Raw genomic sequence first — 26691 nt, 5'->3', positions numbered from 1 at the left:
ATGATTCCTTTTCGTTTCCTGCATGCTGCGGATCTGCATCTAGACAGCCGGTTCGCCGGTCTGTCCCATCTCCCGCAGGATATCCGCTCCTATCTCCGGGAGTCCACCTTCGCCGCCCTCGGGCGGCTTGTTGGCGTAGCCATCCTGCAAAAGGTAGATTTCGTAGTCATTAGCGGCGACGTCTACGATGTCTCAGATGCTTCGCTTCAGGGGCAGCTCCGGTTCCGGGAGGCCCTGGAGGAACTTGGACGCCACGGGATTCAGGTGTTCCTGATCCACGGTAACCATGATCCGCTGGACGGCCCGCGCCTTAATTCGGCACCGCCTGCCCATGTTACGGTATTCGGCGGCAGTGAGCCGAAGCACGTGACCGCCCGCCGCAGGGAAGACGGACGGGAGGTAGCTGTGGTTAGCGGCATCTCCTACCCGACCTCCAAAGTGACAGAGAATACAGCTCTGCGCTTCAGCCGCCAGCCGGGCAGCAGCCTGTTCCATATCGCCCTGCTGCATGGCAATGTGGACGGGGATCTCCAGCATGAGACGTACTCCCCGTGCACCCGGAAGGATCTGATCGGCAGGGGCTATGACTATTGGGCGCTCGGGCATATTCATAAGCGGAGTATTCTGCATGAGCATCCGCCTATCGTCTATCCGGGCAATATTCAAGGGAGAAGCATTAAGGAGACCGGGCCAAAGGGCTGCTATACGGTTGATGTCAATGCAGAGGGGGGAGTCCGGCTGGATTTCCATGAACTGGACAGTGTGCGCTGGCAGGTCCGCGAGCTCTCTATTGATGGGCTCATTGACGAGGCCGAGTGGACCCTCGCTGTAGAGAATGCAGTGGAGGATATCCGCAGCGAGACCCCGCAGATGATGTCTGTGGTCAGGTTCCGCCTGACGGGGCGGGGCGATATACATAAGGTGCTGGCGGAGAAGGGGGCGGCGGATGACCTGCTCACCGAGCTGCAGCGGCGGGAAGCTGTGCGTGCGGTGCGCAAGGAATATGCAGGCTTGGTCTGGACGGAAGGCTTCTCCATCGAAACGGGACTTGCGGTTGACCGTGAGCACTTGCTTCTGGAGGACAGCTTCCTCGGTGAAATGCTGCGGCTTGCCGAACACAGTGGCGGGAATGCCGCAGAGTTGGACGAGCTGGTCGCTACTGCGCTGAGACCGATGATGGAGAATCAGGAGCTGCGCAGGCTGCTATTATCCATAGGAGCCGAAGAGAAGCAGGAATGGCTTAGAGGTGCAGTGGAGCTGGGAATCACATTGCTGAGCGGACTGGAAGAGTCCGGCGGGACGCCGCAGAATGCTGCGGAAGAAGGCAAGGACTGGTCTGCTAAGGGCAGTGAATCGTTCATGGAAGGGTCTGAACTGGTGGCGGGAAGGACGCCGAAGGATACTGACGGATGGGTGATGAGTAAGGCCGCTGCTGAGGATGCAGGAGATGGCGATGGACAGCAAGGCCGGGAGGTAGAGGAATGAAGATCGATTCATTGCGGATAGACGGCTACGGAAGGCTGGCTCAGCGGGAGATCGGACTGAATGAAGGGGTCACGGTTCTGTTCGGACGCAACGAGGCGGGTAAAAGCACGACCCTGCAGTTCATCCGTGCCATGCTGTACGGCATCCCCGGCCGGGGGAATCCGGCTGAACGGTACGAGCCGCTGCAAGGGGGAACGCACGGCGGGGTGCTGGAAGCAAGGGATGAGTCCGGCGCATTATGGACTATCCGCCGGTATGCATCCGGCGGCGCGGGGCCGGGTAGAGCAGAGAAGCTGCATATTGTACTCAGCCATCCGGATGGCCGCACGGAGGAGCTGAATCAGGCGGAGCTGGAGCGGCGTCTGCTTGGCGGCATCTCCCGGAGTATGTTCCGCCAGCTGTTCGCTGTCTCACTTGACGAGCTGCAGGAGCTGGGTGCCTTGCAGTCCGGGGAAATGAGCAGCTACCTGTTCCATGCCGGGATGGGCGGCGGCGGGGAGATTATGAGGGCAGAGAAGCGTCTGGTTCAAGAGTCCGAGAAGCTCTACAAGCCGCGTGGTAAGGTCCAGGAGGCGGCCAGGATTCTGCAGTCTATCGGGAAGCTGGAGCAGGAGGTAGCGGAGAGCCGCTCTTATCTGCCAAGATATAACGGGAATACTCTGGCTCTGGAAGCTGCGGAGCAGCAGCTGGAGCAGATGAAGCTGGACCGCGAGCTCGCCGGAGCAAGGCTGATGAAGCTGCGCAAGGCGCAGGACATCCGGGAGCTGTGGCTGAAATGGAGCGAAGGCCGGCTGGAGCTTGAAGAGCTTCCCGTGATTGCATCGTTCCCGGATAACGGGGCGGAACGCTGGAGGTCACTTACAGCCGATCTGCGCAGCTTGCAGGGCGCAGCGTTCCGGCTGGAACGGCTGATGGCGGAGCTTACCGCAGAGCTTGCGGCGAATCCGCCCGACCCTCTGCTTGCGGAGCAGGGGCCTGCGCTCGAAGCGCTGGACCGCAGCCGCAGCAGCTATGAGGACAAGCGGGCGGAGCAGCAGCGGCTTGCCGCGGAGCTGACGGCTCTGCGGGAGCAGCTGGAACGCCTGCTGCGCAGCATTGGCGCAGGCTGGGATCCCGCAGAGCTTGCGGGCTTCACCCCCGCTGCCGCGGACCGGGAGGCCGCGCGGCGTTATGCCGCCTCATTTGCCGGGTATGACCGGCAAATGGAGACCCGGGGCGCGGAGCTGCTGAGCCTCCGCGCCCGTAAGGCCGCCGCCGCTGCTGCGCTGCAGGCGGCCGAGCGCCTGCTGGCGCAGGAGCACGCCAGCGGCGCAGCGGACTTCGCGGGCCTGGCTGCGCGCAGCCCGCGTGAACTGGTGCAGCTCTGGGACGAGCTGCAGCAGGCCGCCGAGCGCTGGCGCGAAGCGCAGCTCGGCCCGGAAGGCGGCGCGTCAGCCCCGCGCCGCAGTGACGCCGCCGGGGGCAGCCGCCCCGGCGCGAACGGGCGCCGGGCGGCACGCTACCGGCGCTTCCTGCAGGCGGGCGCAGCGCTTACGCTGCTGCTGCCGCCTGCGCTGTGGCTGACCGGCGCACCGCCGGTCAGCGTATGGTCCGCGCTCGGCCTGCTGGCCGCAGCGGACCTGTGGCTCTGGGCCGCCCTGCGCGCAGCGGGGGCGGCGGTTTCCCCGCCGGAGCCGGGCGGCGGGGAGGCGGGCAAGGCCGCAGCGGAGATGCTGCGGCTGCGCGGGCAGCTGCTCTCCGGTGCGGAGCGGGAGAGCAGCAAGGCGTCCAGCCCTGACGCAGGCGGGCTGGAGGCCGGGATGCGCGAGCTGCGCCGGCTGATGGAGGCCTGGGGCAGCTGGCGCCAGCGCGTAGACCGGCAGGCGGCTGAGGCCGAGGCCTGCCGGACGGAGCTTGAGCGGCTGAGCGGACAGGAGCAGGTGCTGACCGGCGAGCTGGAGGAAGCGGAGGCCCGCTTCACAGAGCTGGCGGCGCGCTACGAAGATTGGCTGCGTCTGCGGAGACTCCCCGAAGGGCTGTCCCCGGACAGCCTGCCGGATATTTTCGCCCTGGCAGAGCAGGGCCATGAGCTGCTGCGCCAGGAGGCCAAATGGTCTGCGCGGCTAAGCGGACTGGCGGCGGAATGTGCACTCTATGAACAGGAAGGGATGAAGCTGCTTGCAGCTGCGGAGACCGGACGGCCAGACACTATTCCCTATATAGCTGAGCAGCAATCACAGCGCGCCAGGGTGTCTACTGTCCAGCAATCACTACCCGCTACTCCGCTTACTGATCAGCACCATCTACCCGTTACCGAGCCTACTGAGCAGCAATTACTACCCGCTACCGATTCTACTGACCAGCACCCGCTCCCCGCCACCAATCCTACCGCCCAGCATCCACCCGCAACTCCAGCTGCTCCCCGCCACCCCACACCAGCCGCCCTATTAACCTGGCTGGAGCTGCGGAAGCGGGAGTGGGATCAGCTGAAGGCTGAGCTGCTGCGCAGAGAGAGTGTGGAGACGCGGCTGGCTGAAGTCCGGGAGGAGCTGGCAGCGAATCACAGGGAGCAGGCGGAATTGAACCTGCGCTGCTCGAAGCTGCTGGAGGAAGGCGGTGCTGAGGACGGCGAGCAGTTCCTGCGCCGTTCCTCGGCGTGGCTGAGGCGGATAGAGGTTACGCGGTCCGTGCGTCAAGCGGAGCTGGCGATGTTCAGCGGATGGGATGACGAAGGCCGGGCAGAGCTGCTGAGTCTGCTCACGCATCTGGACGCTGGGCGGCTTGCGCAGGAGCGTCAGGCCGCGGAAGAAGCGGCGGCCGAGCTTGAAGAGGAACGCAGCGCACTGCTTGAGCAGCGCGGCAAGCTGCTGCAGGAACGGGAAGCATTGACGAAGCGCGGCAAGGAAGATACTGCACTCCAGCAACTGGAGGAACAGCGGGCGGCACTGCGTAATCTGGCCGGGCAATATGCGGTAACGGCGCTGGCGGCCGAGCTGATGGGCCGGACACGCCGGATCTATGAGCAGGAGAAGCAGCCTCAGGTGCTGCAGCTGGCCTCCGTGTATTTCGCGAAGCTCACGCACGGGGAATACCGCCGGATTGTCATGACGCTGGGGCATAAGGAGCTGAAGGCTGAACATAAGGATGCCGGACTGCTGGACAGCGGGCTGCTCAGCCGGGGAACTGCGGAGCAGTTGTATCTGGCAATCCGGCTGGCCCTGGCAGAAACGATGAGCAGCAAGGTGAATCTGCCGCTGTTCTTCGATGATCTGTTCGTTAACTTCGATGAATACCGGCTTCATGCGGCTCTGGCTCTGCTTGGTGAGCTGTCTTCTTCCCGGCAGATCGTCATGATGACCTGCCATCGTCATGTCGCCGAAGCTGTGGCGGGCAGCATTCCTGCCGCAGCAGTTATTTCCGTGTAGTGCGGATCGCAGGCTTGATGCTGACAATCGTGATTCCCTGCTTCTTGCCGCCCGCTCCTCCTGTGGGCGGCTTGCCCTGCCCCGGCGGCGGAGACATAGGGGAGCGCACCAGCATGACCACCCATATCAGACACAGCGCGCCGAAGATCGGGTAGAAGATGCCCAGCAGCGAGCTGAAGCCGAATTGGCTGAACACATAGCAGATCAGCATCAGCAGCGGGGCGACAAGCGCAGGGGCGACTGGGAGCCGCTGCTGGAGCTGTACGCTTACTCCGTAGATACCGGCGACGAAGGTGCTGAAGATTTCCATGAAGATTAGCAGCAAGAAGACCATCTGCACCACCGGACCCAACCGGATGGCGATGCTTCCCATCGGAATCTCGAACTGCAGGATACCCGGCATCTGCGAGCTCATGGCAAAATGGGCCGCCAGCAGCATGAACCCGATGCCCGCTCCGCCCAGAATCCCGCCGCGCACCAGCGCACGTTCGTCATCCGTATGACGGGCCAGCGGAACCAGCACTGCCTGGGCCATGCCAAGGTTGAACGAAGTATAGAGCAGCGGAGAGATCCAGGCATTGATGCCGCTGTGATCCGTGGGCAGGAAGAGGAAGCGGTCGGCTCCCGGGACGCCCAGCGTATTACAGACAAGGATCAGCGACAAAGTAAGCATCAGGGGCACCACCAGGCTGTTGATCTGCAGAATTCCCGAAATGCCGCGCTTCAGCAGCAAGTAAGATCCGAGGATCGTCAGAAGCAGCCCCGCCTGATAAGGGAGGCTGAGATGCTCCTTGAAGATCGCCCCGGCGCCTGCCAGCATGATGCTGTTCACCCCGATCAGAATAATCATGGTAAACAGGCTGATGATGGTCCCGGTCTTGGCTCCGAACAGGTGGCGGTTGAAATCCTCATACGAGTCCGCAGAGATTTTCCGGGCGATGATCATCATTTTGGTGCCCAGCCAGATAAAGAGAGCGGCAGAGAATAGAATCGTCAGCAGCGCCCAGTGGCCGTATCTGGTGAAAAAACGGAGGATTTCCTGGCCGGTAGCGAATCCGGCGCCGACAATGGTGCCAATATAAGTGAAAGCGATCTGTAATGTGCGGATATGTGACTTCATGCTTAGCCTCCTTATGAATGCTGCGAAGTTTACAATTGCGGGGCCTGCAAGGATATAGCCTTGTGTAGTCCGCATAGTACAGGTTATGATGAGGAACAGAGGGACATGACTTCCGCCTGGACGAACAGGTGCGATTTCGGTGGAACGTCTATAAAGGGTAATGGAGGTTTACAATGATGGAATTATTGAAACAGCGGATATTGGAGGAAGGCGTAGTCGTCTCGGATCAGGTGCTCAAGCTGGATGGACTGCTTAACCACCAGGTCGATCCGATGCTGACGATGGAAATGGGACGGGAATTTGCCCGCAGATTTGCTGAGGCTGGAGTTACTCGCGTAGTGACTGTGGAATCCTCGGGGATTGCCGTGGCATTTGCCACCGCTTATGAGATGAAGGTGCCGCTGGTGTTTGCCCGGCGCAAAAAAACGCTGCTGGCTGATCCCGACGCTCTGTGTGAACGGGTTCCATCTTTTACCAAAGGGATTGTTACGGACATTATGCTGTCCCGCCAGTTCATCTCGGAGGATGACAAAATCCTCTTCATCGATGATATTATCGCCAATGGCGACGCGGCGCGCGGCCTGATTAAGATTATCCAGCGTTCAGGTGCCGAGCTGGTGGGCCTTGGCGTAGTGGTCGAAAAAAGCTTCCAGGCCGGTGCACGCACGATCCGGGAACAGGGAATCCGTCTGGAGTCTCTTGTTGATATCACCTCTCTTAATGACGGGACGATTGTTTTTGGATAAGGCTGAAGTGACAATAACAGGAACACAGCCTATTTTTGAAACATCTGCTTTTCACCCTATAAGTTTTCCTTTATAATAAAAATTAGACATGAGAGAGGAGGCGTCACAATGGGGAAAGAACCGGTGACAGAGCAATTTTTTATTGATAAACTAACCGAGGCTAAGGATCATTTCGAACGTGCGCTGGATTGCAAACACACGGAGTTCGACGATTTGTATCCCTATATGATCGAACATCCTCAATTTTTCTGGTACAAACGTTATGTTGCTTGGTCGGAGCTTTTGACAATCACAAGTTTGTGTGAAGAGCTGTCGTATGGCTGGAGACAGACATTCACAGAGCATCAGGTCGAATATCTGGAACAACGTGTGATGTCCGCTAAAGTTCTTGACTTCTGGTTTGAGAAGAATGAAGCGCTGATATAGGAACTTCATAAGACATACAGATTGCTTTTGAAAGATAACTAGACCCGGATGATTCTCATTTGGGTCTTTTTCATGACCGGATTCAGAGTTAAATTGGACAAGCTAAGCACAGAGAGGGGAGTAAGAATACTATGATAAGTGATGAACAACTGGATGCCTACCGGATTTCCGGTGAGCGGATAAGAGTTGTACGCGACGGGCTGGCGAGCAATGATATCCGGGGAATCGTGCTGGCCTGGGACGAGACCCAGGTGATGATCCGGCGTCCGAACAAGCATGTGGTGAAGCTGGACCGGAGATACCTGTATCAGCCGGTGAGCGAGCCGAGACCGGAAGCCTATACCCCGGAATGAGCGGAGAATGGAGGTCAAGATGAGTCATCATCATAAAATAGCGATCGTTACCGGAGGTGCAGGCGGAATCGGACGCTGCCTCACCGAGGAATTACTGAAGGCCGGAGCAGTGGTTGCCTGCATCGATACGGATCTTGCTGCCGGACGCTGGCTGGAGGCCAAGTATGGAAGAGAGCGTCTGTTCTTTTATCAGGGAGACATTGCGGAACAGCCGGTGCTGGATGATTTCATCTCACAGGTAATCAGCCGCTACGGACAGGTGGATTACCTGATTAACAATGCCTGTATCAGCCGTAAAGGGCTGCAATCAGAATGCAGCTATGAGGATTTCGAGTATGTGCAGCGGATTGGAGTGACGGCGCCTTATTACCTGACGCTGCGGCTTAAGCCTCATTTTGCCCAAGGAGCCTCTATTGTGAATATCTCCTCCAGCCGGGAGCGGATGTCTCAGCCGGATACCGAGAGTTATACAGCGGCCAAAGGCGGGATCGGCGCATTGACCCACGCCCTTAGTGTAAGTCTTAGCGGCAAAGTGCGGGTTAATGCAATCAGCCCGGGTTGGATTGATACCACCGCTTATCACGGTACAGAGGAATCGGCAGAGCCGGTTCATACAGAGCCGGATCGCCTGCAGCATCCTGCGGGAAGGGTAGGAACTCCGGCGGATATCGCAGGCATGGTGCTGTTCTTGTGCAGTGAGGCTGCGGGATTCATAACGGGCGAGAATATTACAATCGATGGCGGGATGGGCAAGCAGATGATTTATCACGGAGATGAGGGCTGGACCTACCACCCTGGAGGGCAATCATGAAGCTGCCCGTTATTAAGAATGCCGGGGAACTGGCCGCGCTGGTGCGGGAGATCGGTTACCTGCCCATGTTCCGCTGCGAGATCGCAGGCTTCTCTCTGGAGGAATGCACTCCTGCGGGCTACTGGTTCGTGAAGGGGGTAGAAGGGCCGTGGGAGTGGCGCGAGGAGATTGCGGCCGGGGGCGAGATCGCTTATGCGAAGCTTTTTAACAAGAAGGCCGGGTTCATCAGCAGAGAATGGTACCCGGACTTCGCCAATTACCGCCGGGACGGTTATGATTTCGATGCCAGATATGATGACGGACTGGCCTCCATGGCCAGCAAACGAATCATGGATGTGCTGCTGGGGCATGAGGCGGGGCTGCTCTCCAGTGATCTTAAAGGGCTGTCCGGCTTCGCGGCCAAAGGTGCGAAAGGCTTCGACACAGCCATGACGCTGCTCCAGATGCAGACCTACATTACAGCCAGCAAATTCGAGTATAAGCAGGACAAGCATGGCCGTCCCTACGGCTGGGGAATCGGGCGTTATGCCGTGAGCGAGTATGTATTTGGAGCAGATTATGTGACTTCGCGTTACAATGATCAGCCAGTGTCATCCAGGGAGCGGATTATGGAGCATACGGCCAAGCTGTTCCCGGAGGCAGGATCGAAGCAGCTGGAGAAGGTTCTAAAGTAAGGTTAGGCGTCACAAAAACCGAACACAATAGCTCACATGAAGGCACCTGAGCCAAATGTATGCGAAAAACCAATTACAATTGCTCGCGTGGAGCTACCTGGTCCAAATATAGTCGAAAAACCGATTATAATTACTCGCGTGGAGCTACCTGCTCCAAATGTAATCGAAAAACCGATTACAATTGCTCGCGTGGAGGTACCTGGTCCAAATGTAATCAAAAAACCGATTACAATTGCTCGCGCGAAGGTACCTGCTCCAAATGTAATCGAAAAACCAATTACAATTGCTCGCGTGGAGCTACCTGTGCCTGTACTCCAGACGACAAAGTCTAATCAAACCACTCCCCGTCAACGTATCATATATTGATCTGTACCCGCACCAAGAGCCTCGTCCAGAATAGGACGAGGCTCTTATGTCAGTAATACAATCCATTACAAGATGCGGCTTAGATGGACATCGCCAACTGTTCGGCTTGTTCTTCCCGGGGAAGGACGGAGGCAAGCTCGGCACCCAGTCCGAGGTAGGCACGCATGCGCTGCATCATTTCATTACGGAAGCCGGGCCATAGAATATGGATCTCGCCGACATAGCCCCGGCAGTTATACTCGGCGGTAACTCCGCGCTGGTCCTGGCGGACGGTATTGATCTTCAGCTGATGGGAGGTAAGCTCGCGGGTAACCTCCTGCAGCATCAGGGATGTCTTCTTGGTAGCGCTGGATACCAGCTCCATGTAGAGCTGGGGAGTCTTGAACAGACCGCTCTTGCCGATGGCACGGCAGTCCCGTTCAAATACTTTATGAATAAACGTTAGCAGCAGATAGCTTCTGACCAGGGACAATTCATCTTTGGTTATATTCTCAGGGATGGTTGGTGTAGTTAGGGGGTGTCTCTTGGTAATCGCCATTATAAATCACCTCATTTATAGTATGCGAACCTTTGTTCTCATTATACACCGATTCCGCAAATAAAAGCAATATTTTACTTGCAATTTATGGATAGCAATTTACAATAAAATAAACTTGACTCCATAATTCCGGCATGGTAAGATCTATCTTGTGACTGCGAAAGCAAGTCAACTGAATATGCGGTCATGGCGGAATTGGCAGACGCGCTGGCTTCAGGTGCCAGTGGTAGCAATATCGTGGAGGTTCGAGTCCTCTTGACCGCATCGCAGATTATAAAGGCCCGTTCATTTACCCTTGTGGGAGTGGACGGGCCTTTGTTGTGTTTATTTTCCTTCCCTTCTTCGCTGGTGCGGCATCCTCATTCTTTAGTATAAGTCGTAATTCCTCTTGAATATAAATTCTCCGCTAACTTGGTGAATTCTTCTGGGGGTAGATCCTTATCTCTTTGGAGCCAAAGACGAAATAAAGAAAGGGCCGTCGTCAGGTTGTTTTTTCATGTGTCCCTCCTGCTGGTGTATAAGATATCATCCTACAGATATTAAAAAATTGATGATTGATCAAGGAATCCTAAAGTTTTATGATCACATCATACAACATGTTGTTGGATGACCATACGGAAATATGAATCGGCGGGGTGGTAAGATGTCAGCAAAGCAAGAAAGAATTTTAATTTTCGGTGCAGGTGTGATCGGAAGCATCTATGCAATGAAGCTTATGGAAGCCGGGTTTGACGTTAGCCTGTTTGCACGTTCGGACAGATTCAGATCTTTACAAGAAAAAGGTCTGCAATATCATGACAAAGGGTCAGTCAGAACGATTCCGGTGAAGGTCATGGATACGCTCGAAAATGACGATATATACGATTTTATTTTCGTTACCGTCCGTTATGACCGCGCCGAGTCAGCGTTGTTGGCGCTTAAGGATAATCAAAGCCCGAATATTGTTACGATGACCAATAGCTCCATTGGATTTTCTTCGTGGCGGAGGATTGTCGGGGATCGGCTCCTGCCGGCTTTTCCCGGCTTCGGCGGACAGATTAAAGATGGGGTCCTGTACGCCCGGTTCATGCCCAAGTTTCTAGTGGCCACCTCATTTGGCGAAGTGAACGGCGCAGTGACGCAGCGCGTCTTAAAGCTCGCACAAGTATTTCAAGCCGCCAAGCTTCCTTACGTTATCAAAAAGGATATGCAGGCGTTTCTAATCACCCATTCCGTATCCGACATTGCTCTGCTGGGCAGTTTGTACGGCGGAAACGCAGATCCGGCCCGAACCCGAAAGACGGCACGTCAAATAACAGTTACTCTCAAAGCGTACCTCAGGAAAATAAAACAAGCGGGTGTTGCCGTTGATCCGCCACTTTTTACAATAGTCCCAAAGCTCCCAAGCTTCATACTGGATGTTCTCTTCATTGCTTGGCTACGCACGAAAATGGTTAAAGATATGCTGCTGCCGGATTATGCGAATGCTGCGAACCAGGAGGTTGTGCAGCTGGAGCAGGATCTGACGAAATTTTTATCTATGCAGAACAGCTGATACCGGATCATTGTAATCTGAGCAATTAAAACCTGCAAAAAAGGGTTAAATGTATTACATCGCTGCAGTCTGTACTACTAATTCTGCCTCAATCTTAACCAAGGAGTGAGCAATGATGAGCTGGGATGTATTTATCATGAAAGAGAAGTACGATTTTGAAGCGCCGGAGGAGGAGCAGCCCCCAGTGCCTCCCCTGGGACAACGTGATGAAATCATTGAGAAGCTGACCCGCCGTATACCGAACCTGGATTACCGGGATAAGGCTTGGGGCTTCCTTGAGGGCGAGGGGTATTCGATCGAGTTCAACACAGGTGATGAGGAGCTTGTGAATTCCATCATGCTGCATGTCCGGGGCGGGGGAACGGTGATGGAGACGATCCGGCTGGTCTGTGAGACACTGGAGGCTTATGCGCTGGATACATCGGATTCCGGCTATATCGATTTTGAGCAGCCTGAGCAAGCGGAGCAATCCTGGGAGCAATTTCAGCGGTATCGTGACCAGGTGTTGAAGAATGATAACTAAAGAGGTATATGGGAATCAACAGAGGCACAGGATGGTAATCACCTGCAGCCTCTGTTTTTTTTGCTGTGTACAGCCCTCTCAAAATCCCCTGAAATAACGTGCAGAAGGGTATTGACGCCTGAAGATTGATCATGTTAATATTTTCACGTGGCAAACTAACATGTCAGTATACATGAATAGCATGTTAGCATGTTAACTCATTTATCCTACTTCAGGAGGTTATTTTGTGGATGTGGCTAATGTTGTAATCGGTTTCATTATGGTCTTATCGTTTTTTGGATTGGTGTGGTATTGCGTCAAGGGGTATAACCTCATGGTTGGCTTCTTCGTCATGTCGGTGCTGTGGACCTCGATTGCCCTGATCGGAAATAGCATTCATCCTACCTCCGTGATGGAGGGCAAGACTTTCATTGATGTCCTTACCAACGTATTCCAGACAGGGCCGGAGAATTACGGGAAGGCGATCCTGGTTAATATTTTCTTCGGCGCCTTCTTCGGAAGAGTCCTGATCGACACCGGGATTGCCGCTACTCTGATTCGTAAGGTTGTAGAGCTTGGGGGAGACAAACCCAGAATCACCATGTCTCTGCTGTGTATCGTTACCGCTGTAATCTTCACATCCATGACCGGTATCGGCCCGGTAATCTCCATTGCGGTCATCGTGCTGCCGATCATGCTGTCGCTCGGGATTCCTTCACCGATTGCCCTGTTCTCCTTCATGGGCTCAATCATGGCGGGGATCTTCGGGAACATTGTGAACTTTAAGCAATATCAGGCGATTTTTGCAACAGCCAATGAGAGTTATGCCAGCTACGACTACAATACATATTTCAAATTCGGCATGATTGCAATGGCTGTATCCTTGATCGTGGTTCTGGTGGTATCTAATGTGATGATGAACCGGAAGCTCTCCCGGGCCTGGGCGGCAACACCGGATAGCGGAGCTACTGTAGATGCACCTGCTATCTCCTGGATCTCGATCATTCTGCCAGTAGTAGGTGTGGTGGTGCTCAAGGTTCCGATCATTTTTGGATTTATCTTCGCCGCCTTGTTCGCCCTGTTGACCTGCGGTAAGCTGAAGGGCGGTTTTGCAAGCGTTTGCAGAATGCTGTCGAAGCAGTTCGCGGACGGAGCCATAGATGTAGCGCCGATGATCGGGTTCCTGCTTACGCTGTCGATGTTCAATAATGCTGCTACCTATGCATCCCCTTATTTCAAAACCCTGCTGGACGGCGCAATGCCCCAGACCGCGCTGCTCTTGTGTATTGTCTTCGCCATTCTGACACCGCTCGGCTTCTTCCGCGGCCCGATGAATCTTGTCGGTTCGGGTTCTGCCATCCTGGCTGTCGTGGTGGCAACCGCTGCCTGGCCGGTACAATTCCTCTATCCGCTGTTCGCCATTACTACAGTAGCACCGCAGCATTTGGACGTTACACAGTCCTGGGTGGCCTGGGGCTTCGGCTATACGAAGGTTCCGGCCAAGGAATATATGAAGATGTCGATTCCTACCGGCTGGATCATCGGGATTATTCTGTGTGCGGTTGTGTTCTTCATGTACGGCAATCTGGTGTAGCACAATATTAATGAAGAGAAACGGAGAAATCATATGAGTACAATGGTTAGAATGGGGATCGATGTAGGGGGAACCCATACCAAAGCAGTTGCGATTGACAACGCGACACATGAGATTATCGGCAAATCGTCCGTGAAGACGACGCATGATCATGCCACAGGCGTAGCCGCAGGTGTGGTGAAATGCTTCATGAATTGCCTGGAGGAGAACAATATCCGTCCGGAGGATGTAGTGTTCGTGGCCCACAGTACCACGCAGGCAACGAATGCGCTGATCGAGGGCGATATTGCCCAGGTGGGCATCATCGGCCTGGCGAAGGGCGGTCTGGAAGGCTGGCTCGCCAAGCGTCAGACGCGGCTTCAGAATATCGACCTGGGCAACGGCAAGGAGATCAAGATCTACAATAGCTTTCTTAATATTAAAAAAATGTCCGAAGCCTCCGTGCTGACGGTGATTGACGAATTAAAGCAGCAGGGGGCACAGGTGATTGTGCCTTCGATGGCTTTTGGCGTAGATAACGGGCGGCCCGAGGAACTGGTCTATATAGAAGCAGAGAAAAAAGGCATGCCGACCACCATGGCCTCCGACATCACCAAATTATACGGGCTGACCCGCAGAACCCGGACGGCGGCGATTAATGCAAGTATTCTGCCGAAGATGCTGGATACCGCCAATTCCACAGAGAAGTCTGTGCGGGAGGCCGGGGTCCATGTTCCGCTGATGATTATGAGAGGCGACGGCGGCGTCATGGAGATCAGTGAGATGAAGAAACGGCCTGTGTTGACGATGCTGTCGGGACCGGCGGCTTCAGTCATGGGCTCACTGATGTATCTGAGAGCGTCGAACGGGGTGTACTTCGAGGTCGGCGGCACGACTACCAATATCGGTGTGATCAAAAACGGCCGCCCGGCCATCGACTATTCCATCGTCGGCGGTCATCCGACCTATGTCAATTCCCTGGATGTACGGGTGCTCGGCGTGGCCGGCGGGTCCATGATCCGGGCGAACAAGAGCGGAGTGGTCGATGTCGGACCCAGATCGGCGCATATCGGCGGTCTGGATTATTCGGTATTCACCGATCCGGATCAGATCAAGGGAGCGCAGGTCGAATTCTTTTCTCCGAAGCCGGGTGATCCTGCTGATTATGTGGCCATCCGGCTGGAGAACGGGGAGCGGGTGACGATCACGAACTCCTGCGCGGCGAATGTGCTGGGACTGGTGAAGCCGGAGCACTTTTCCTACGGGAATGTGGAAGCGGCCAGAAGGGCGATACAGGCACTGGCGGAATACTGCGGAACGACGGTAGAGGATATCGCCAAGCAGATTATGGAGAAGGCCTATGCCAAGATCGAGCCGATCATTCTGGCACTGGCTGAGAAATACAAGCTGGAGAAGGATCAGATCTCCCTCGTCGGCGTGGGCGGCGGAGCGGCTTCGCTGATTGTCTATTTTTCGGAGAAAATGGGCCTGAAATACAGCATTCCCGAGAATGCCGAGGTTATCTCTTCGATAGGTGTCGCCTTGTCGATGGTCCGGGACGTGGTCGAGCGGATTATTCCGTCGCCGTCCAAGGAAGTGATTGCCGCCCTGAAGATGGAAGCCTTGAACAAGGCCATTCAGAGCGGAGCGACACCGGAGAGCATCGAGATTCATATCGATATTGATCCGCAGACCTCCAAGGTGACAGCGATTGCTACCGGTTCCACCGAGGTGAAGACGACTGAGCTGCTGAAGGAATGTGATGAGGCGGAGCTGCGGGAGCTGGCTGCCCAGGATATGCGCATCCCTGTAGAGCGGACGGAGCTGCTGCAGAAGACTAGATATGTCAGTATTTTCGGCGAAAAGATGGATAAAGCCGGTGAAGCCGGGGCAGTCCGCATCCTGGATACCAAAGGCTTCATCAAAGTGCAGAGAGGCCGGGCTATGGCGTTGAAGACAACAGCCGGGGACTATCTGAGTGCAGTGAAGCAGTTGTGGGAGGCAATGGCTGTGTATCAGACGGAGCTGATTGCAAGACCTGACTTTTACCTGTGTATCGGCGCGCGGGTGATGGACTTTACAGCCTCTGACTTCGAACAGCTAGAGTTGCTGATGGACATCGAGGTATCCACGTTCGAGCCGGACACGGAGGTTATTGTCGTGGCGGCCAATATCAAGCAGAGCTAATTGCCGCGCGGAAGAGCGTATAGACAGGAGGACGTATGCAAGTACAGACGAAGCTGGGAGAGCTGCTGTATCCATTACTCGAGGTTGACGATGAGGCTTGGGGAATGTATGCCTTCAGGAGAGACATCCTGAACCGGCGTATTCCGCCGGAGACGAAGCGGGAGATGCTGAAGCAGGCCAGAGCCTGCGGCATAGAATATGCACAGCGGATGATACTGGAATATGGAACCCGTGATATCCGGGTACTTGCCGGGCGGATGAACCTGAAGCTGGAATTCAAGGATGCGCTCATGACCGGCAAGCGTGTGCTGTTCGCCTCCTATACCCCTCCGGACCGGATCGAAATCATGGAAGAACCCTTGCGCAGAGCGGCGGAGCAGGTGCGGGAGGCGGGTCCTGGTCTAGTTGAACTTTTTCCGCAAGCTGGTATAATGAATACTATCCTTGGCCACGAAATTTATCATTTTGTAGAAGACCGGTTTGCACAGGAAATATACACCCGGACCGAGCGCATTCTGCTATGGAAGCTGCTGGGCCTGAAGAATTATTCTACAATACGCACCTTAAGTGAAGTTGGAGCCATGGCTTTTACACAGGAGCTGAACAGACTGCGGTACTCGCCGTTTATTCTGGATGTTCTGTTGTATTATGCCTACGACCCGGCCAGTGCGGAGACAATAACCCGTGATGTACTAGGAGTGAGTTCAGGGAAGGTGTAGGGAAGCCGTTGAAGATTATGAATAACAGTAATTCACTGAATGATGTAACTTATAATAGAATAAAAGAAGACATCATGAATATGACGCTCGAGCCAGGAATGGATGTCAGTGTGCAGAAGCTGTCCGAACGCTATGGCGTCAGCCGGACGCCGGTGCGGGAAGCTGTCGTCCGCCTTCAACAGTCAGGACTGGTAGAAATATATCCTCAGCGCAAAACGGTAGTCTCGAAGATCGATCTGCAACGGGTCCGTGAGGAGTGGTTCATCCGGACCTCGCTTGAATCTGCGGTGATCGATGAATTCATCCGCAAGTGCAGCGAGCTGGTAGCAGATACGATGCAAGAACTGATTAATAAGCAGAAGAAATATATGGACAAGAAATATTTCAGAGAGTTCTATATTAAGGATAACCGGTTCCATCAGCTGATCTTCCAGACGGCCGGAGAAGAATTGTCCTGGTTCACCATCGAAGAGGTAGCGTCCCATTATAACCGTATCCGTCTGCTCTACGGGAAGATGGAGGGGGTCCAGGCATCCGATATCGATAAGCATGTGAAGATGGTGGCGGCTACCCGCAAGCGGGATGTGGAAGGGATGCGCAAGGTCGTGATGGAGCATTCCAATACGCTGCTGGACCGGGTCCAGAGCATGTCGAAGCAATACCCGCAATTCTTCTAAATGTACACAAGATTAAAGAGGCGTATCCGAAAGTTCCGCTCTATGGAGAGGACTTCCGGGATACGCCTTTTTGTTAAAATATAAGAAATCCTATTGCTGCTTGAGCCGCCGGTAATATAGCCAGGTTCTGCCCGCGAACGAGCCGAAGAGCAGAATGGAAAGGAACATAATTGAAGTGTTCCACGCCTGGGAAGTGGTAAATTCATCCCGCAGGATGCTATCTATGAAGGCCGACACATTCAGGCTGTAGAGCAGGATCATGGGCAGGAACAGCAGGGTATAGCTGATGGCGATTTTACGTGCGTGCTTCAGGCGGTGTAACGGATCGCTGTAGAGCTCCGGGTATTCGGCATGCTCCGGGTTCTCCCGGCTCCACAGGGTCCATTTCTGCAGAGAGAAGGGAGAACTGTAGAGTCTGGTCCAGCCTGCCTCCTGATGCAGCTCGAAATACCCTTCACCCGCAACGACCTGATAGTCAGCGTGATATTTCATACGGCGCGGACGGCCCTTGCTGAAATGGAACAATGTTCCTCCGAAGCCTACTTTATAGAGTTTCCAGCCATCCAGCTCCTGCTCCTCCAGCCATTGCTCCAGCCGGTCAGGGGCATACATCCAGCCTAACTTCATCCGCGCCATCGTAGTGCCGGCGGGCTTAGGCGTTGCGGGAGGCTTCTTCATGTTCGTGTGCCCTTGAAGAAGTTCCCTGTTGGCTGCCCGGAGCTTGATAAGCGAATAAATGGCAAGTACCAGCAGGGCCAGGGCTCCCGCTGCTGCGGTCCAGGTAACAGCCCACATCGGACTTGGCTGAATGCGGACTGGAGTGTCCTGATTGAAGGTGAGCCCTAGTACAAGCAGTGGAATAAGTGCTATGAGCAGCAAATACACTAGAATTCCCGTGAAAACATAGGAGATGATGCGGTTCTGCCGCAGGATATCCTTGCGGGAAGGATAGACCTTAATCTGTCCCGACGGCTGAGTGTTCTCGAAGAGGCACCACTTTCCTTGCTGGAGCCGCTTGCCCCATCCCTCAGCGGCGAGGGAGGAAGCGATCGGGGAGCGGGAGGACGGCCCGTAAGCAATCTGATACGTCAAGCGGATAGGCTCACCCTTCCTGAAGGTAAAGCGCCTCAGCAGCAAGTTCCACTCCTCGATTAGCCATCCCTTGCCGGCCATATCGGCCAACCAGGCTTCTGTCCCCGGCAGATCGTAGCTCCAAAAGGGCCGAAATACAGTTCTCATTGAAATTCCTCCTCACTGGTGACGGCGTTGCGGTGAAGTTCCTTTAATCTGCCGATTTCTGCGCGCATGACTTCCTTCCCCAGCTCAGACACCTCGTACACCGTCTTTCTCTCTTCATCGGCAAATACGGTAATTAGCCCATCCTTATTCATCTTGGTCAAGGTTCCATACACCGTACCGGAGCCCAGCCGCAGCCGTCCTTCCGACAGATCATCCACATGCTTGATGATTCCGTATCCGTGGCGCGGCTTGGTTAAGGATAACAGAATATAGAAGGCCGTTTCGGTCATGGGGACGTACTTTTTTAGAACCTTTTGTGCTGCGGACATCGCGTTCACCTGCTTCGTCAATTCGTTGTGCCAAGTCATGGCTAAGAAAATATGTCATGCTGTGACTATGTCATAGTGTGACTATATCACGATGCGACATATAATTCAACCTTAGGTGAGCGAGATGAGGTAGCAGATCTACATTGGCGAAAGAAGCAGAGGCTGACACTTGGGCTGCCAAATCTCAGGCACAAGCAGGGGCTGTGAACAGTAGACCGTCTGCAGATATTGGCTGAGCGGGGCCAGCTTGTCCTGGGCCAGCACCTCCTTAATCTCGGACGGCTTGACGGGGATAGCTTGTCCGGTGGAGGACATGAATTCGGTGAGAGGGAGCAGCATGGCGCAGCTCTTGCGGTATGACATGCGGTGCGGGAACCTTGGGGAGCTGCCGGAATCGTATTTGGACAGTCTGATGCGGGCGTAGTGATCAGCCAGAACTCTGCGGGCATCAAGCTTCAGCACAGCGAAGACCTCGCCCGGCTCTCTGCGCGAATACATTGCAGCCATTGCGAGGCAATCGCGCCAGGTCGGCCACAGGAACACATGGCGGTCCAGGCAGCGGCGGAATTCCTCCGCCGTTGTGCCTGGGTCCATGGCTTCGGGGGTAATGCGCAGATGGGCATTCAGAATCGCGGCTTGCCCGGCGTAGCTTACCCGGTGCGCGACAGCCCGCCGCTCTCCGGCTGCATGGGCGGGACTCAGCACGGCAGAGGAATAGATGGTGTCAAAGGCAGCCATGGCGGGCAGATTCACTGCCCGGGTGAAATGATAGAAGGAGGTGCGGAGCGGGCTTTTGGTAATGGCGTCAATCAGTGAGGGGTTCATGGGAGCTTTTGTCCTTTGAAGGAGCTGAAGGGCATACTTTTCACCTTGCGGTTCAGCAGGACCGCATTGATCTCTCCTCCGGCCAGGATGATAAAAGAGCTGATATATAGCCAGATTAGCAGCACGGTTACACCCCCGAGACTGCCGTAGGTTTTGGAAAAATCACTGAATTGATTGACGTATACCGAGAATAGAATCGAGGTCGTAATCCAGCCGATGGTGGTGAACAACGCCCCAGGCATCACCTCTCGCAGCGCCAATCTCCGGCTGGGAGCGATCCAGTACAGCAGGGTGAAAACGATGAACATCACGAGCAGCGGAATCGCGTATTGGAGCAGATCCCAGAGCTTTTGGAATCCATAGGGAAGATCAACCAGCAGGAAGACTTGCGTCTTGAGCCAGCTGCCAAGGACCAATAGCAGAATGCTGAGCAGTACGACGAACCCGATCGTCAAGGTAGCGAGCAGGGCGATCCCCCGGATTTTCCAGAACACTCTGCTCTCGTCAATCTCGTAGGCACGGTTGAGCCCCTTGATGATGGCATTGATCCCTTTGGAGGCGGCCCACAGGGTAGCCAGCATCCCGAAGGATAACAGCGTCTGGCTGCGTCCGGCGGATACATCCTGCAGAATCTCTTCTATGATAGAGATGGCTTCGGCGGGCATGATCTGCTCCAGCTGCCCTATATTTTTCTCCAGGGAGATATTGGCATACCCGATCAAGGTCATAATGAAGATCAGAAAAGGAAACAAAGACAGGATTAAATAATAGGTCAGCTGCGCAGCGATGCCCTGGACATCATCGTCGTTGATTTTCACCCATAGCTGCTTGATGAACTTGAAAGTGCCTCTTGTACTGCCGGAAGTGCTGTTCATAAGACCCTCCTTCATGAATTCCCGGATAGACTGACGTGGTAGCCAAATCGTTCCATATATATGTATACCCGTTATAATATCCTTTAGTCCGCCGGGGTATTTTTTATTGTAACATACCGGGATTAGTTGGATCTGAGGCAGGGAAAATTCAAGCAGGAATTTCCCTTGTATTATACTGGAAAACTCTTAGAATAGTAGGAAAGATAACAATATAAGAATATAAGGAGAGTGTATATGAAGCTGCTGCTGGAGGAGTATGAGGGAATCAGGCGCTGGATGTACCGCAATGCCCGTCCGCTGGACCTGGCGCGATGGAGATTTCACTTTGAGGGCGGCGGGTCTGCGCCGGTACTGGAAGCGCTGTCCGCCTATCAGAATGAGGATGGGGGCTTCGGCCATGCCCTGGAAGCGGACGCGTGGAATCCGAATTCCACGCCCATCCAGACCGCTACGGCGGTAGAGAGGCTGCTGGAGCTGGAATTTGCAGATAACGGGCATCCGCTGGTGCAGGGAATTCTGAAATACCTGGACAGCGGTGTGGATATGGATGGCCGCACATGGAAGAATGTCGTAGCTTCCAATAACGATTATCCTCATGCCCCCTGGTGGCATACAAGCTCGGACAGTACTTCCCACAGTATGTATAACCCGACAGCTATTCTGGCCGGATTCATTCTGAAGGCTACTCCCAAGGATAGCGGGCTGTATGCCACCGGACTGGGGATTGCCCGTGAGCTGACGGAGCTTTTCCTGCATGACCCTGTGATTGAGATGCATCCGTTGAAATGCGTGGCCACCCTGCTGGAATGTATCGCTTGGGCAGAATTGCAGGAGGAGTTCCCTTACGCTGCACTAAGAGAAGCGCTCAAGGTGCAGAGTGTGCAGTTAATCAGCCGGGATGCGGGTGGATGGAACGGGTATAGCTGCAGGCCGTCTGTGTTCATCCATTCGCCGCATAGCCCTGAATATGCAGAGCTTGGCGGGCTGCTGCATCAGGAGCTGGATTATCTGCTGGAGACCCGGAACTCCGAAGGAATCTGGGACCTGACCTGGGGCTGGGCGGGGTATGAACGGGAATTTGCCGTCAGTGAGAACTGGTGGAAGGCGCATATTGTCATTGAGAACCTGCGGTTGCTGCGGGCTTTCGGGCGGATGGCGGAGCTGCCACAGGAACAATAGTTTACAGTTACAAAATAATGCAGCGCATGTAAGCCACAGCTCTCCGGATGGAGGGGCTGTGGCTTGATTTCGTGCCGGATACCCGCAATGGCTGCAGGCAGAGGCCGTTACTGTGCGCTGTCCGTCTGAACGAATTCCCGCTCATATATGGAGTGCACGTTCTTCAGAATGGTGCTGCCGTGCTCAGAGAATTTGAGCGGGGTGACCCGGTTCTTGTGCAGGAACACCCCGGACCTGTCGCTGTGTTCGCAGAGGGCCGCCTGATACAGCAAGCCTGCGCCGTGGGCTGGCGCCGGGAAAAACATGCGCGTAATCGGCCGCAGCCAGAAGGGGATGCCTGATTTTTTGCCGCTGCGAAGGGTGTTATTGCCTCCGGGATCCGCGCTGCGGATAAGGATGCCTTCTGCTGCAAGCTCAGAGGCCACCGCCTCCGTCCACAAGGACATGGCCCGCTTGGTGTCGGCATACGGGCCAGTCAGCATCTGAAATTTCGCCGGGCGCTCCAGCGAAGCCGGGTCGAAGCTGCGCTTCATCATAAAAGCGTTGGAGGACGTATTCACGACTGTGTGAAGTGTACCTTTCAGCAGGAGCAGCTTCAGCTCCATCGTAATGATATACGGGACCACCGTCTGCAGCTCATAATGCAGCTCGCGTCCTTGCTTGGACAAGAATAATTCGGGAAAGCTGCCCCCGGCATTGTTGAACAGGACGTCAATATACGCTTCGTGGCGGTTAATGTCCTGCAATGCACTCCGCAATTGGCCAAAATCGCTTAAATCCGCCTTATAAATTCGCAGCTGTCTGCTGCTGAGCGCCTGCCCGATAAGCGGATCATCTTCAGCAAAAGCAGAGCGGATCAGCGAAATAACCTCCCAGCCTTCGTTCAGAAGTCTATGGGTCAGGGCCAGCCCGATGCCGTGATTGGCTCCGGTAATCAGCGCGGTGCGCGGGGGATGTGATCGTCTCATATTGGTTACTCCTTTACATGGAAAGTGGTGAATGGTGCTCATTGTATAACTTGGAGCCAAGTCCAAGTCAAGCGATAAAATGTGTCATTGACTTGGAGTCAGCTCCAAGTAATATAATAGAACGAAGGCACCATTAGACCAGTGAAACGGAGTGATTCTATGAGTCTGGCGGAAGCAGATCTCCAGCAGGGATATTCGATTAAGGAAACGGCGGAGCGGACGGGTATGTCTGAGGATACGATAAGGTATTACGAGAAGATCGGGCTGCTGCCCCGGGCGAAGCGAAAAGGGAACAGCCACCGCATCTATAGCGATTTGGACCTGAACCGGATGTTGCTGGTGACATGCCTCAAAAAAACAGGAATGTCGCTGGACGACATGCGGCCCTATCTGGATTTGTCTCTGGATGCAGACCTGTCTCAGTATCCTGAGCTCCACGTGATGATTCTGAATCACCGGCAGAAGATTATCGAGCAGATCGCATCGCTGCAGCAGATTGTTGATTTCATTGATGTCAAAATAGAGCAGGGAAATCTGGGCCCGCAGACCTGCGAGCTGACCGGAGACCGCAAGCAGATGCCAAGAGGACGTAAAGCCAAAGCTAAAGAGTGAGGGTTAATGCGAAGCGGAGGGATTAAATGCTGACAGGCCGCCCGTGCCGTATCCGCATCCCATTGTTAATAATTGCGTAAGCGCTCCGTACATATTTACCCTTCGTGAGCCAAACAATGAGTACAATTGTTCAATCACGAAGGAGGTGTTCCAGTATGAATACAAGCAACCACAGAGCAAAGCGTGTCCTTCTATATCCCTTGGCCGCAGCTGTGATTATGTCAGCGGCGCTAATCCCGTCAGCCCCGCTTGCCGTGTCTGCTGCACAGGCAGACACGGCACTTTCAGCACCCGCACCTGCGGATAGCAGAGGGAGCAGCGTATCGGGCAACCGGACAGCTGGGAATCAGCAGCAACCATCGCTCAGCCGTGTGGCGGTCATTATCGATGATTTCGGCAACAGCATGCGCGGGACAGAGGAAATGTTCAAGCTGCCCGTCAAAATCACCGTCGCAGTCATGCCGTTCCTGCGCTCCAGCGAGCAGGATGCCCGGCGCGCCCATGAGCTGGGCTTCGATGTGCTGGTCCATCTGCCGATGGAGCCGCGCCAGGGCAAGCCGGAATGGCTGGGACCGGGGGCTGTGCTGACCAGCATGAATGACGTCGAGGTCCGCCAGCGGGTGGAGGCAGCGCTGGATAATGTCCCTTATGCGATTGGAATCAACAATCACATGGGCTCCAAGGTGACCGGAGATGAACGGGTCATGGGTATTGTGCTGGAGGTCTGCAAGGAGCGCGGTCTTTTCTTCGTAGACAGCCATACCAATTACCGTTCAGTCGCGGGACGGATGGCCCGGGAGCTGGGAATGCCGCCGGTGGAGAATCATATTTTCCTTGATGATGTACATTCGGCAAGCCATGTGGCGAAGCAGATGAAGCTTGTGCAGGAGCGGGCCTTGAGTCAGAAGTTCTGCGTCACCATCGGTCATGTCGGCATCCAGGGCAAAGAGACCGCCGCGGGCATCCGCAGCGGCATTGCCGGATTGAAGGACAAGGTGCAATTCGTCGGCATCTCCGATCTGGTCCGTGAGGAATGGAAGTGGAATTCCCGGCTTACACTTCCATAAGGTAGGCAGCGATCCCGTTCGCAATGGCTTCGGCGATCTCTTCCTGGCCCTTCGGTGTACAGAGCTTCTCCCGGTCAGCCGGACTGCTGACAAATCCCGCCTCAACGATCACCGTTGTGGCGGTTATTTTGTTGAGCAGGTAAAAGGGCTTGCCCCGGACAGGATCATTCTTCATCCCGTAGAGCTGGTTGAGCTGATCCTGAATGGTCCGGGCCAGCAGAAAGCTGCGCCCTTCCTGGCGGTACAGAACGAGCGGACCATGCTTGGACGGGGATTTTGCCCAGTTAATGTGGATGCTGACTACGACATTGGCCGGAAGCGTCTCTGCCAGCTCCTTGCGCTGGGCCAGATCGCGTAAATGCCGGGATCTGTTCCTCAGCCACAGATTCTCATCGCTGGGCGCATAATCGCCAGTCCGGTTCAGAATCGTATCGAAGCCATCTGCACGCAGCAGGAGAAAGAGGCGGCGTGAGATGGCGAGGGTGATGTCCTTCTCCAGAATGCTGCCGTAGGAGGTTCCGCCGTCAATCCCCCCATGGCCGGCATCAATCAGAATGATCCGCTGGTCATGGCCGAGCATATGCTGGCGCTGTCCGGGCTGCTCTGCCTGCGGATTAGTGCGGGGGGCAGCCGCGTGAATCACTGCGGTGTCTCCTGCCGTTAACATGAGCAGAACGCTTGCTGCGGCTATGATCCGCTTAAGCCGCCGCCCGGATCTCAGCTCAGGCTGCTCTTTTGAATGATGGGAATGTGTAGCCGTATGGGGCTCTAATGCTTCTGACTGTCTCAAGTGAATAACCTCCCTGCCGGAATAATCAACAGCTACTTGTACTTAATGACGGTTTATACAGGTGTAGTCTTGTTAGATTGTGCCTTAACGGCCTAACCTATACGAAGCTTCGGATTCCGGTTTAGAGATCGGAGGATTGGAGCACACTATAGGCATAAGGTCAAGGGGCGGGAGCCCGCCCCGGTACTCACCTGGGAGGTGTATGAGATGGCATCCGGCGGAGATGATCTGGTGAAGTATATTACGGAAAAGGTAGTCGTCTACATTGAGAACCCTCGCGCTGTCCATGCCCGGCGGAAGGCAGAGAAGCAGCCGTGGGCGGAAAAATGGTTCGGCACGCTGCCGCTCGCCTGGTCCGTGTGGCGCAGCAAATGGAGCCGGGGAGGGGAGCGTAAGGAGTAGCGCTTCAGCAGTGAGCGGGCGTTGAGAGGAAATCAGGTGTATAAATGCACCTGAATTCGGAGAAAGCGGACGCTGAGTAGAATTTAGGTGTATAAGCAAACAGCCTTCCCAAGTGGCGTCGTGCAGGCGGCACCCGGGAAGGCTGTTTCAGTATGGAGCAGGAATTCTGGCCAGTGCCAGTCTACCGGCTTGAGCCGGGCAGAACAGCCGAGCCCAGCGTGGCTCCCCCGGGCAGCTGCACCGGCAGCTTGTGGAAGATGCCTGCCTTCTGAAGGGCGCTAAGCGGGAGATAGCGGATGCCACCGGGACCGGCGGCGGCATAGACTACGGCGGCTTCAGTGCTGCCTTGGTCCCGGGAAGCGCCTGGCTTCAGCCAGCTCTGACTGCCTGTAATCATGAATGGCGCGCCCAGGGTATCGTTGTGCCCCGGGGACTGGAAGGCGAGACTGCCCCGCTCCTGAAGCAGAGCGCTCAGGCTTGCTCCGTTCAACGTCTTCAGCCCGGGTGCGGTCAGCCACAGCAGATCGGCATACGGGTCATCCTCTCCGCCGCTCCGCAAGGCGGGCTGGGGAGTGCGCGCCTGGCCCGGGCCGGAGGACAGCATGGCTGAGGCTTCCGGTGCAGCATTAAGAATATGCTCAGCCTGGCTCTGACTCCAGGGCAGCGTCTCCAGAACGGTAGCATTCAGATACAACGTTCTGTTCTCCGTAGTGATTTTCCAGACAGGCAGCATTGGAGCATAGAGCGCCGTAACCCCGATGGCACCTGAAGAATTAGAGGGTATCAGTCCTTGCTGCACCAGATACTGGCGCAGTTCAGTCATACTGTAAGGGAGACCATCGGTTCCGGCTCCGTATTCGCTAAGCAGATAGCCGCCCTGATCCGCAGCGGAGATAATGAGATAGCCGATCCGTTGACCGCTGTGCATCACATTGACCAGCCAGCTGCGCGTTCCCGGACCAAGAGGGTAGACCTCCGTGCCGGCATCCTTCCATTCCTTAAACGGAGCATCCGCCGAGAGCTGGCTAATCGTCTGGCGGGTGAAGGCCTGCAGCGTTTCCGGCGCTGGAATCGGCTTCATCTCAAGTCCCGGAAGCACCTCCTGCGTGACGGCCTGCGTCACGCTCAGTCGGCTGGATTGTGACGCTAGCGCCTGGGGAGAGGAGGCGCTGGCAGCCAACAGAGTCAGTCCAAGAATCAGACAGAGGAGCAGGCGGCCATGCCGCCGGAAGCTCTTCTGCCTCGCAGTGATATTCATAGGTTCAGTCACCTTTCCTGTTTAGAGGGAAT

The 26691-nt window shown here is 55.3% G+C and carries 26 protein-coding genes and 1 tRNA gene; 18 read left to right on the top strand and 9 right to left on the bottom strand.

The window, feature by feature from the left end:
• On the top strand, nucleotides 1-1485 hold the full coding sequence (locus tag MHH78_RS24790) for a metallophosphoesterase family protein (protein WP_341169159.1): 1485 nt from the start codon (nucleotides 1-3) through the stop codon (nucleotides 1483-1485).
• Nucleotides 1482-4889 (top strand): AAA family ATPase, encoded by a 3408-nt coding sequence (locus MHH78_RS24785; protein WP_341169158.1) that lies wholly within the window; start codon nucleotides 1482-1484, stop codon nucleotides 4887-4889. Before MHH78_RS24790 ends, MHH78_RS24785 begins: the two co-directional genes overlap by 4 nt.
• On the opposite strand, the gene MHH78_RS24780 is transcribed toward MHH78_RS24785, so the two are convergent.
• Nucleotides 4876-6009, bottom strand: a complete 1134-nt coding sequence (locus tag MHH78_RS24780; protein ID WP_076078466.1) for a YkvI family membrane protein — start codon at nucleotides 6007-6009, stop codon at nucleotides 4876-4878. The genes MHH78_RS24785 and MHH78_RS24780 overlap by 14 nt on opposite strands.
• A gap of 176 nt (nucleotides 6010-6185) precedes the next feature.
• Here MHH78_RS24780 and MHH78_RS24775 point away from each other — a divergent pair, with 176 nt between their 5' ends.
• The 5 genes from MHH78_RS24775 (at nucleotide 6186) to MHH78_RS24755 (ending at nucleotide 9019) form a co-directional block, all read left to right on the top strand.
• Nucleotides 6186-6755 carry a xanthine phosphoribosyltransferase gene (locus MHH78_RS24775; RefSeq protein ID WP_036725092.1) on the top strand — a complete coding sequence of 190 codons (570 nt, stop codon included), beginning with the start codon at nucleotides 6186-6188 and terminating at the stop codon, nucleotides 6753-6755.
• A 108-nt stretch (nucleotides 6756-6863) separates the two neighbouring features.
• Nucleotides 6864-7181, top strand: a complete 318-nt coding sequence (locus tag MHH78_RS24770) for a hypothetical protein (protein ID WP_076078468.1) — start codon at nucleotides 6864-6866, stop codon at nucleotides 7179-7181.
• Between the two features lie 131 nt (nucleotides 7182-7312).
• A complete protein-coding gene (locus MHH78_RS24765) occupies nucleotides 7313-7534 on the top strand; it encodes a hypothetical protein (RefSeq protein WP_036725081.1) in 222 nt (73 codons plus the stop codon).
• Nucleotides 7535-7553: 19 nt separating this feature from the next.
• The gene (locus MHH78_RS24760; protein ID WP_341169157.1) at nucleotides 7554-8345 is read left to right on the top strand and encodes an SDR family oxidoreductase; all 792 of its coding nucleotides are present in this window, start codon (nucleotides 7554-7556) and stop codon (nucleotides 8343-8345) included.
• A complete protein-coding gene (locus MHH78_RS24755) occupies nucleotides 8342-9019 on the top strand; it encodes an AlkZ-related protein (RefSeq protein ID WP_341169156.1) in 678 nt (225 codons plus the stop codon). The genes MHH78_RS24760 and MHH78_RS24755 overlap by 4 nt, the downstream gene beginning before the upstream one ends.
• 445 nt (nucleotides 9020-9464) lie before the next feature.
• Here MHH78_RS24755 and MHH78_RS24750 read toward each other — a convergent pair whose 3' ends face one another.
• Entirely contained in the window at nucleotides 9465-9923 is a 459-nt protein-coding gene (locus MHH78_RS24750) for a hypothetical protein (RefSeq protein ID WP_340992245.1), read from the bottom strand.
• Nucleotides 9924-10103: 180 nt separating this feature from the next.
• Here MHH78_RS24750 and MHH78_RS24745 point away from each other — a divergent pair.
• From MHH78_RS24745 to MHH78_RS24715, 7 genes are all read left to right on the top strand, one after another.
• Nucleotides 10104-10187, top strand: a tRNA-Leu gene (locus MHH78_RS24745).
• A 379-nt stretch (nucleotides 10188-10566) separates the two neighbouring features.
• On the top strand, nucleotides 10567-11457 hold the full coding sequence (locus MHH78_RS24740) for a ketopantoate reductase family protein (RefSeq protein ID WP_341169155.1): 891 nt from the start codon (nucleotides 10567-10569) through the stop codon (nucleotides 11455-11457).
• 112 nt (nucleotides 11458-11569) lie between these two features.
• Nucleotides 11570-11980, top strand: a complete 411-nt coding sequence (locus MHH78_RS24735; protein ID WP_341169154.1) for a hypothetical protein — start codon at nucleotides 11570-11572, stop codon at nucleotides 11978-11980.
• 226 nt (nucleotides 11981-12206) lie between these two features.
• On the top strand, nucleotides 12207-13553 hold the full coding sequence (locus MHH78_RS24730) for a citrate transporter (RefSeq protein WP_083684870.1): 1347 nt from the start codon (nucleotides 12207-12209) through the stop codon (nucleotides 13551-13553).
• 33 nt (nucleotides 13554-13586) lie between these two features.
• Nucleotides 13587-15719 (top strand): hydantoinase/oxoprolinase family protein, encoded by a 2133-nt coding sequence (locus MHH78_RS24725; RefSeq protein ID WP_341169153.1) that lies wholly within the window; start codon nucleotides 13587-13589, stop codon nucleotides 15717-15719.
• 35 nt (nucleotides 15720-15754) lie between these two features.
• Complete coding sequence (locus MHH78_RS24720) at nucleotides 15755-16438, top strand: hypothetical protein (protein ID WP_341169152.1); 684 nt, start codon at nucleotides 15755-15757, stop codon at nucleotides 16436-16438.
• Between the two features lie 17 nt (nucleotides 16439-16455).
• Entirely contained in the window at nucleotides 16456-17115 is a 660-nt protein-coding gene (locus tag MHH78_RS24715; protein WP_341169151.1) for a GntR family transcriptional regulator, read from the top strand.
• Nucleotides 17116-17205: 90 nt separating this feature from the next.
• Here MHH78_RS24715 and MHH78_RS24710 read toward each other — a convergent pair whose 3' ends face one another.
• From MHH78_RS24710 to MHH78_RS24695, 4 genes are all read right to left on the bottom strand, one after another.
• On the bottom strand, nucleotides 17206-18354 hold the full coding sequence (locus tag MHH78_RS24710; RefSeq protein ID WP_341169150.1) for a DUF2812 domain-containing protein: 1149 nt from the start codon (nucleotides 18352-18354) through the stop codon (nucleotides 17206-17208).
• The gene (locus MHH78_RS24705; RefSeq protein ID WP_036725065.1) at nucleotides 18351-18683 is read right to left on the bottom strand and encodes a PadR family transcriptional regulator; all 333 of its coding nucleotides are present in this window, start codon (nucleotides 18681-18683) and stop codon (nucleotides 18351-18353) included. Before MHH78_RS24705 ends, MHH78_RS24710 begins: the two co-directional genes overlap by 4 nt.
• Before the next feature lie 138 nt (nucleotides 18684-18821).
• A complete protein-coding gene (locus MHH78_RS24700) occupies nucleotides 18822-19508 on the bottom strand; it encodes a DUF7002 family protein (protein ID WP_341169149.1) in 687 nt (228 codons plus the stop codon).
• Nucleotides 19505-20383, bottom strand: coding sequence for a YihY/virulence factor BrkB family protein (locus MHH78_RS24695; RefSeq protein WP_341169148.1), 879 nt, complete (start codon nucleotides 20381-20383; stop codon nucleotides 19505-19507). Before MHH78_RS24695 ends, MHH78_RS24700 begins: the two co-directional genes overlap by 4 nt.
• A gap of 234 nt (nucleotides 20384-20617) precedes the next feature.
• Here MHH78_RS24695 and MHH78_RS24690 point away from each other — a divergent pair, with 234 nt between their 5' ends.
• The gene (locus MHH78_RS24690) at nucleotides 20618-21562 is read left to right on the top strand and encodes a hypothetical protein (RefSeq protein ID WP_341169147.1); all 945 of its coding nucleotides are present in this window, start codon (nucleotides 20618-20620) and stop codon (nucleotides 21560-21562) included.
• Between the two features lie 107 nt (nucleotides 21563-21669).
• On the opposite strand, the gene MHH78_RS24685 is transcribed toward MHH78_RS24690, so the two are convergent.
• Entirely contained in the window at nucleotides 21670-22530 is an 861-nt protein-coding gene (locus tag MHH78_RS24685; protein ID WP_341169146.1) for an SDR family NAD(P)-dependent oxidoreductase, read from the bottom strand.
• A 159-nt stretch (nucleotides 22531-22689) separates the two neighbouring features.
• Here MHH78_RS24685 and MHH78_RS24680 point away from each other — a divergent pair, with 159 nt between their 5' ends.
• Nucleotides 22690-23142 carry a MerR family transcriptional regulator gene (locus MHH78_RS24680; protein WP_341169145.1) on the top strand — a complete coding sequence of 151 codons (453 nt, stop codon included), beginning with the start codon at nucleotides 22690-22692 and terminating at the stop codon, nucleotides 23140-23142.
• A 155-nt stretch (nucleotides 23143-23297) separates the two neighbouring features.
• Nucleotides 23298-24209, top strand: coding sequence for a divergent polysaccharide deacetylase family protein (locus tag MHH78_RS24675; RefSeq protein WP_341169144.1), 912 nt, complete (start codon nucleotides 23298-23300; stop codon nucleotides 24207-24209).
• Here MHH78_RS24675 and MHH78_RS24670 read toward each other — a convergent pair.
• Nucleotides 24196-24999, bottom strand: coding sequence for an N-acetylmuramoyl-L-alanine amidase family protein (locus MHH78_RS24670; protein WP_340754663.1), 804 nt, complete (start codon nucleotides 24997-24999; stop codon nucleotides 24196-24198). The two genes, MHH78_RS24675 and MHH78_RS24670, sit on opposite strands and share 14 nt — an antisense overlap.
• A 207-nt stretch (nucleotides 25000-25206) precedes the next feature.
• Here MHH78_RS24670 and MHH78_RS24665 point away from each other — a divergent pair, with 207 nt between their 5' ends.
• Nucleotides 25207-25401, top strand: a complete 195-nt coding sequence (locus MHH78_RS24665; RefSeq protein ID WP_076078497.1) for a YqzE family protein — start codon at nucleotides 25207-25209, stop codon at nucleotides 25399-25401.
• Nucleotides 25402-25582: 181 nt separating this feature from the next.
• Here the strand turns inward: MHH78_RS24665 and MHH78_RS24660 are convergent, their stop codons facing one another.
• Complete coding sequence (locus MHH78_RS24660; protein ID WP_341169143.1) at nucleotides 25583-26659, bottom strand: hypothetical protein; 1077 nt, start codon at nucleotides 26657-26659, stop codon at nucleotides 25583-25585.
• Between the last annotated feature and the right edge of the window lie 32 nt (nucleotides 26660-26691).

The organism is Paenibacillus sp. FSL H3-0333, assembly GCF_038002805.1.
Lineage (GTDB): Bacteria > Bacillota > Bacilli > Paenibacillales > Paenibacillaceae > Paenibacillus_AQ > Paenibacillus_AQ silagei.
This window is presented reverse-complemented; position numbering and strand designations above follow the sequence as displayed.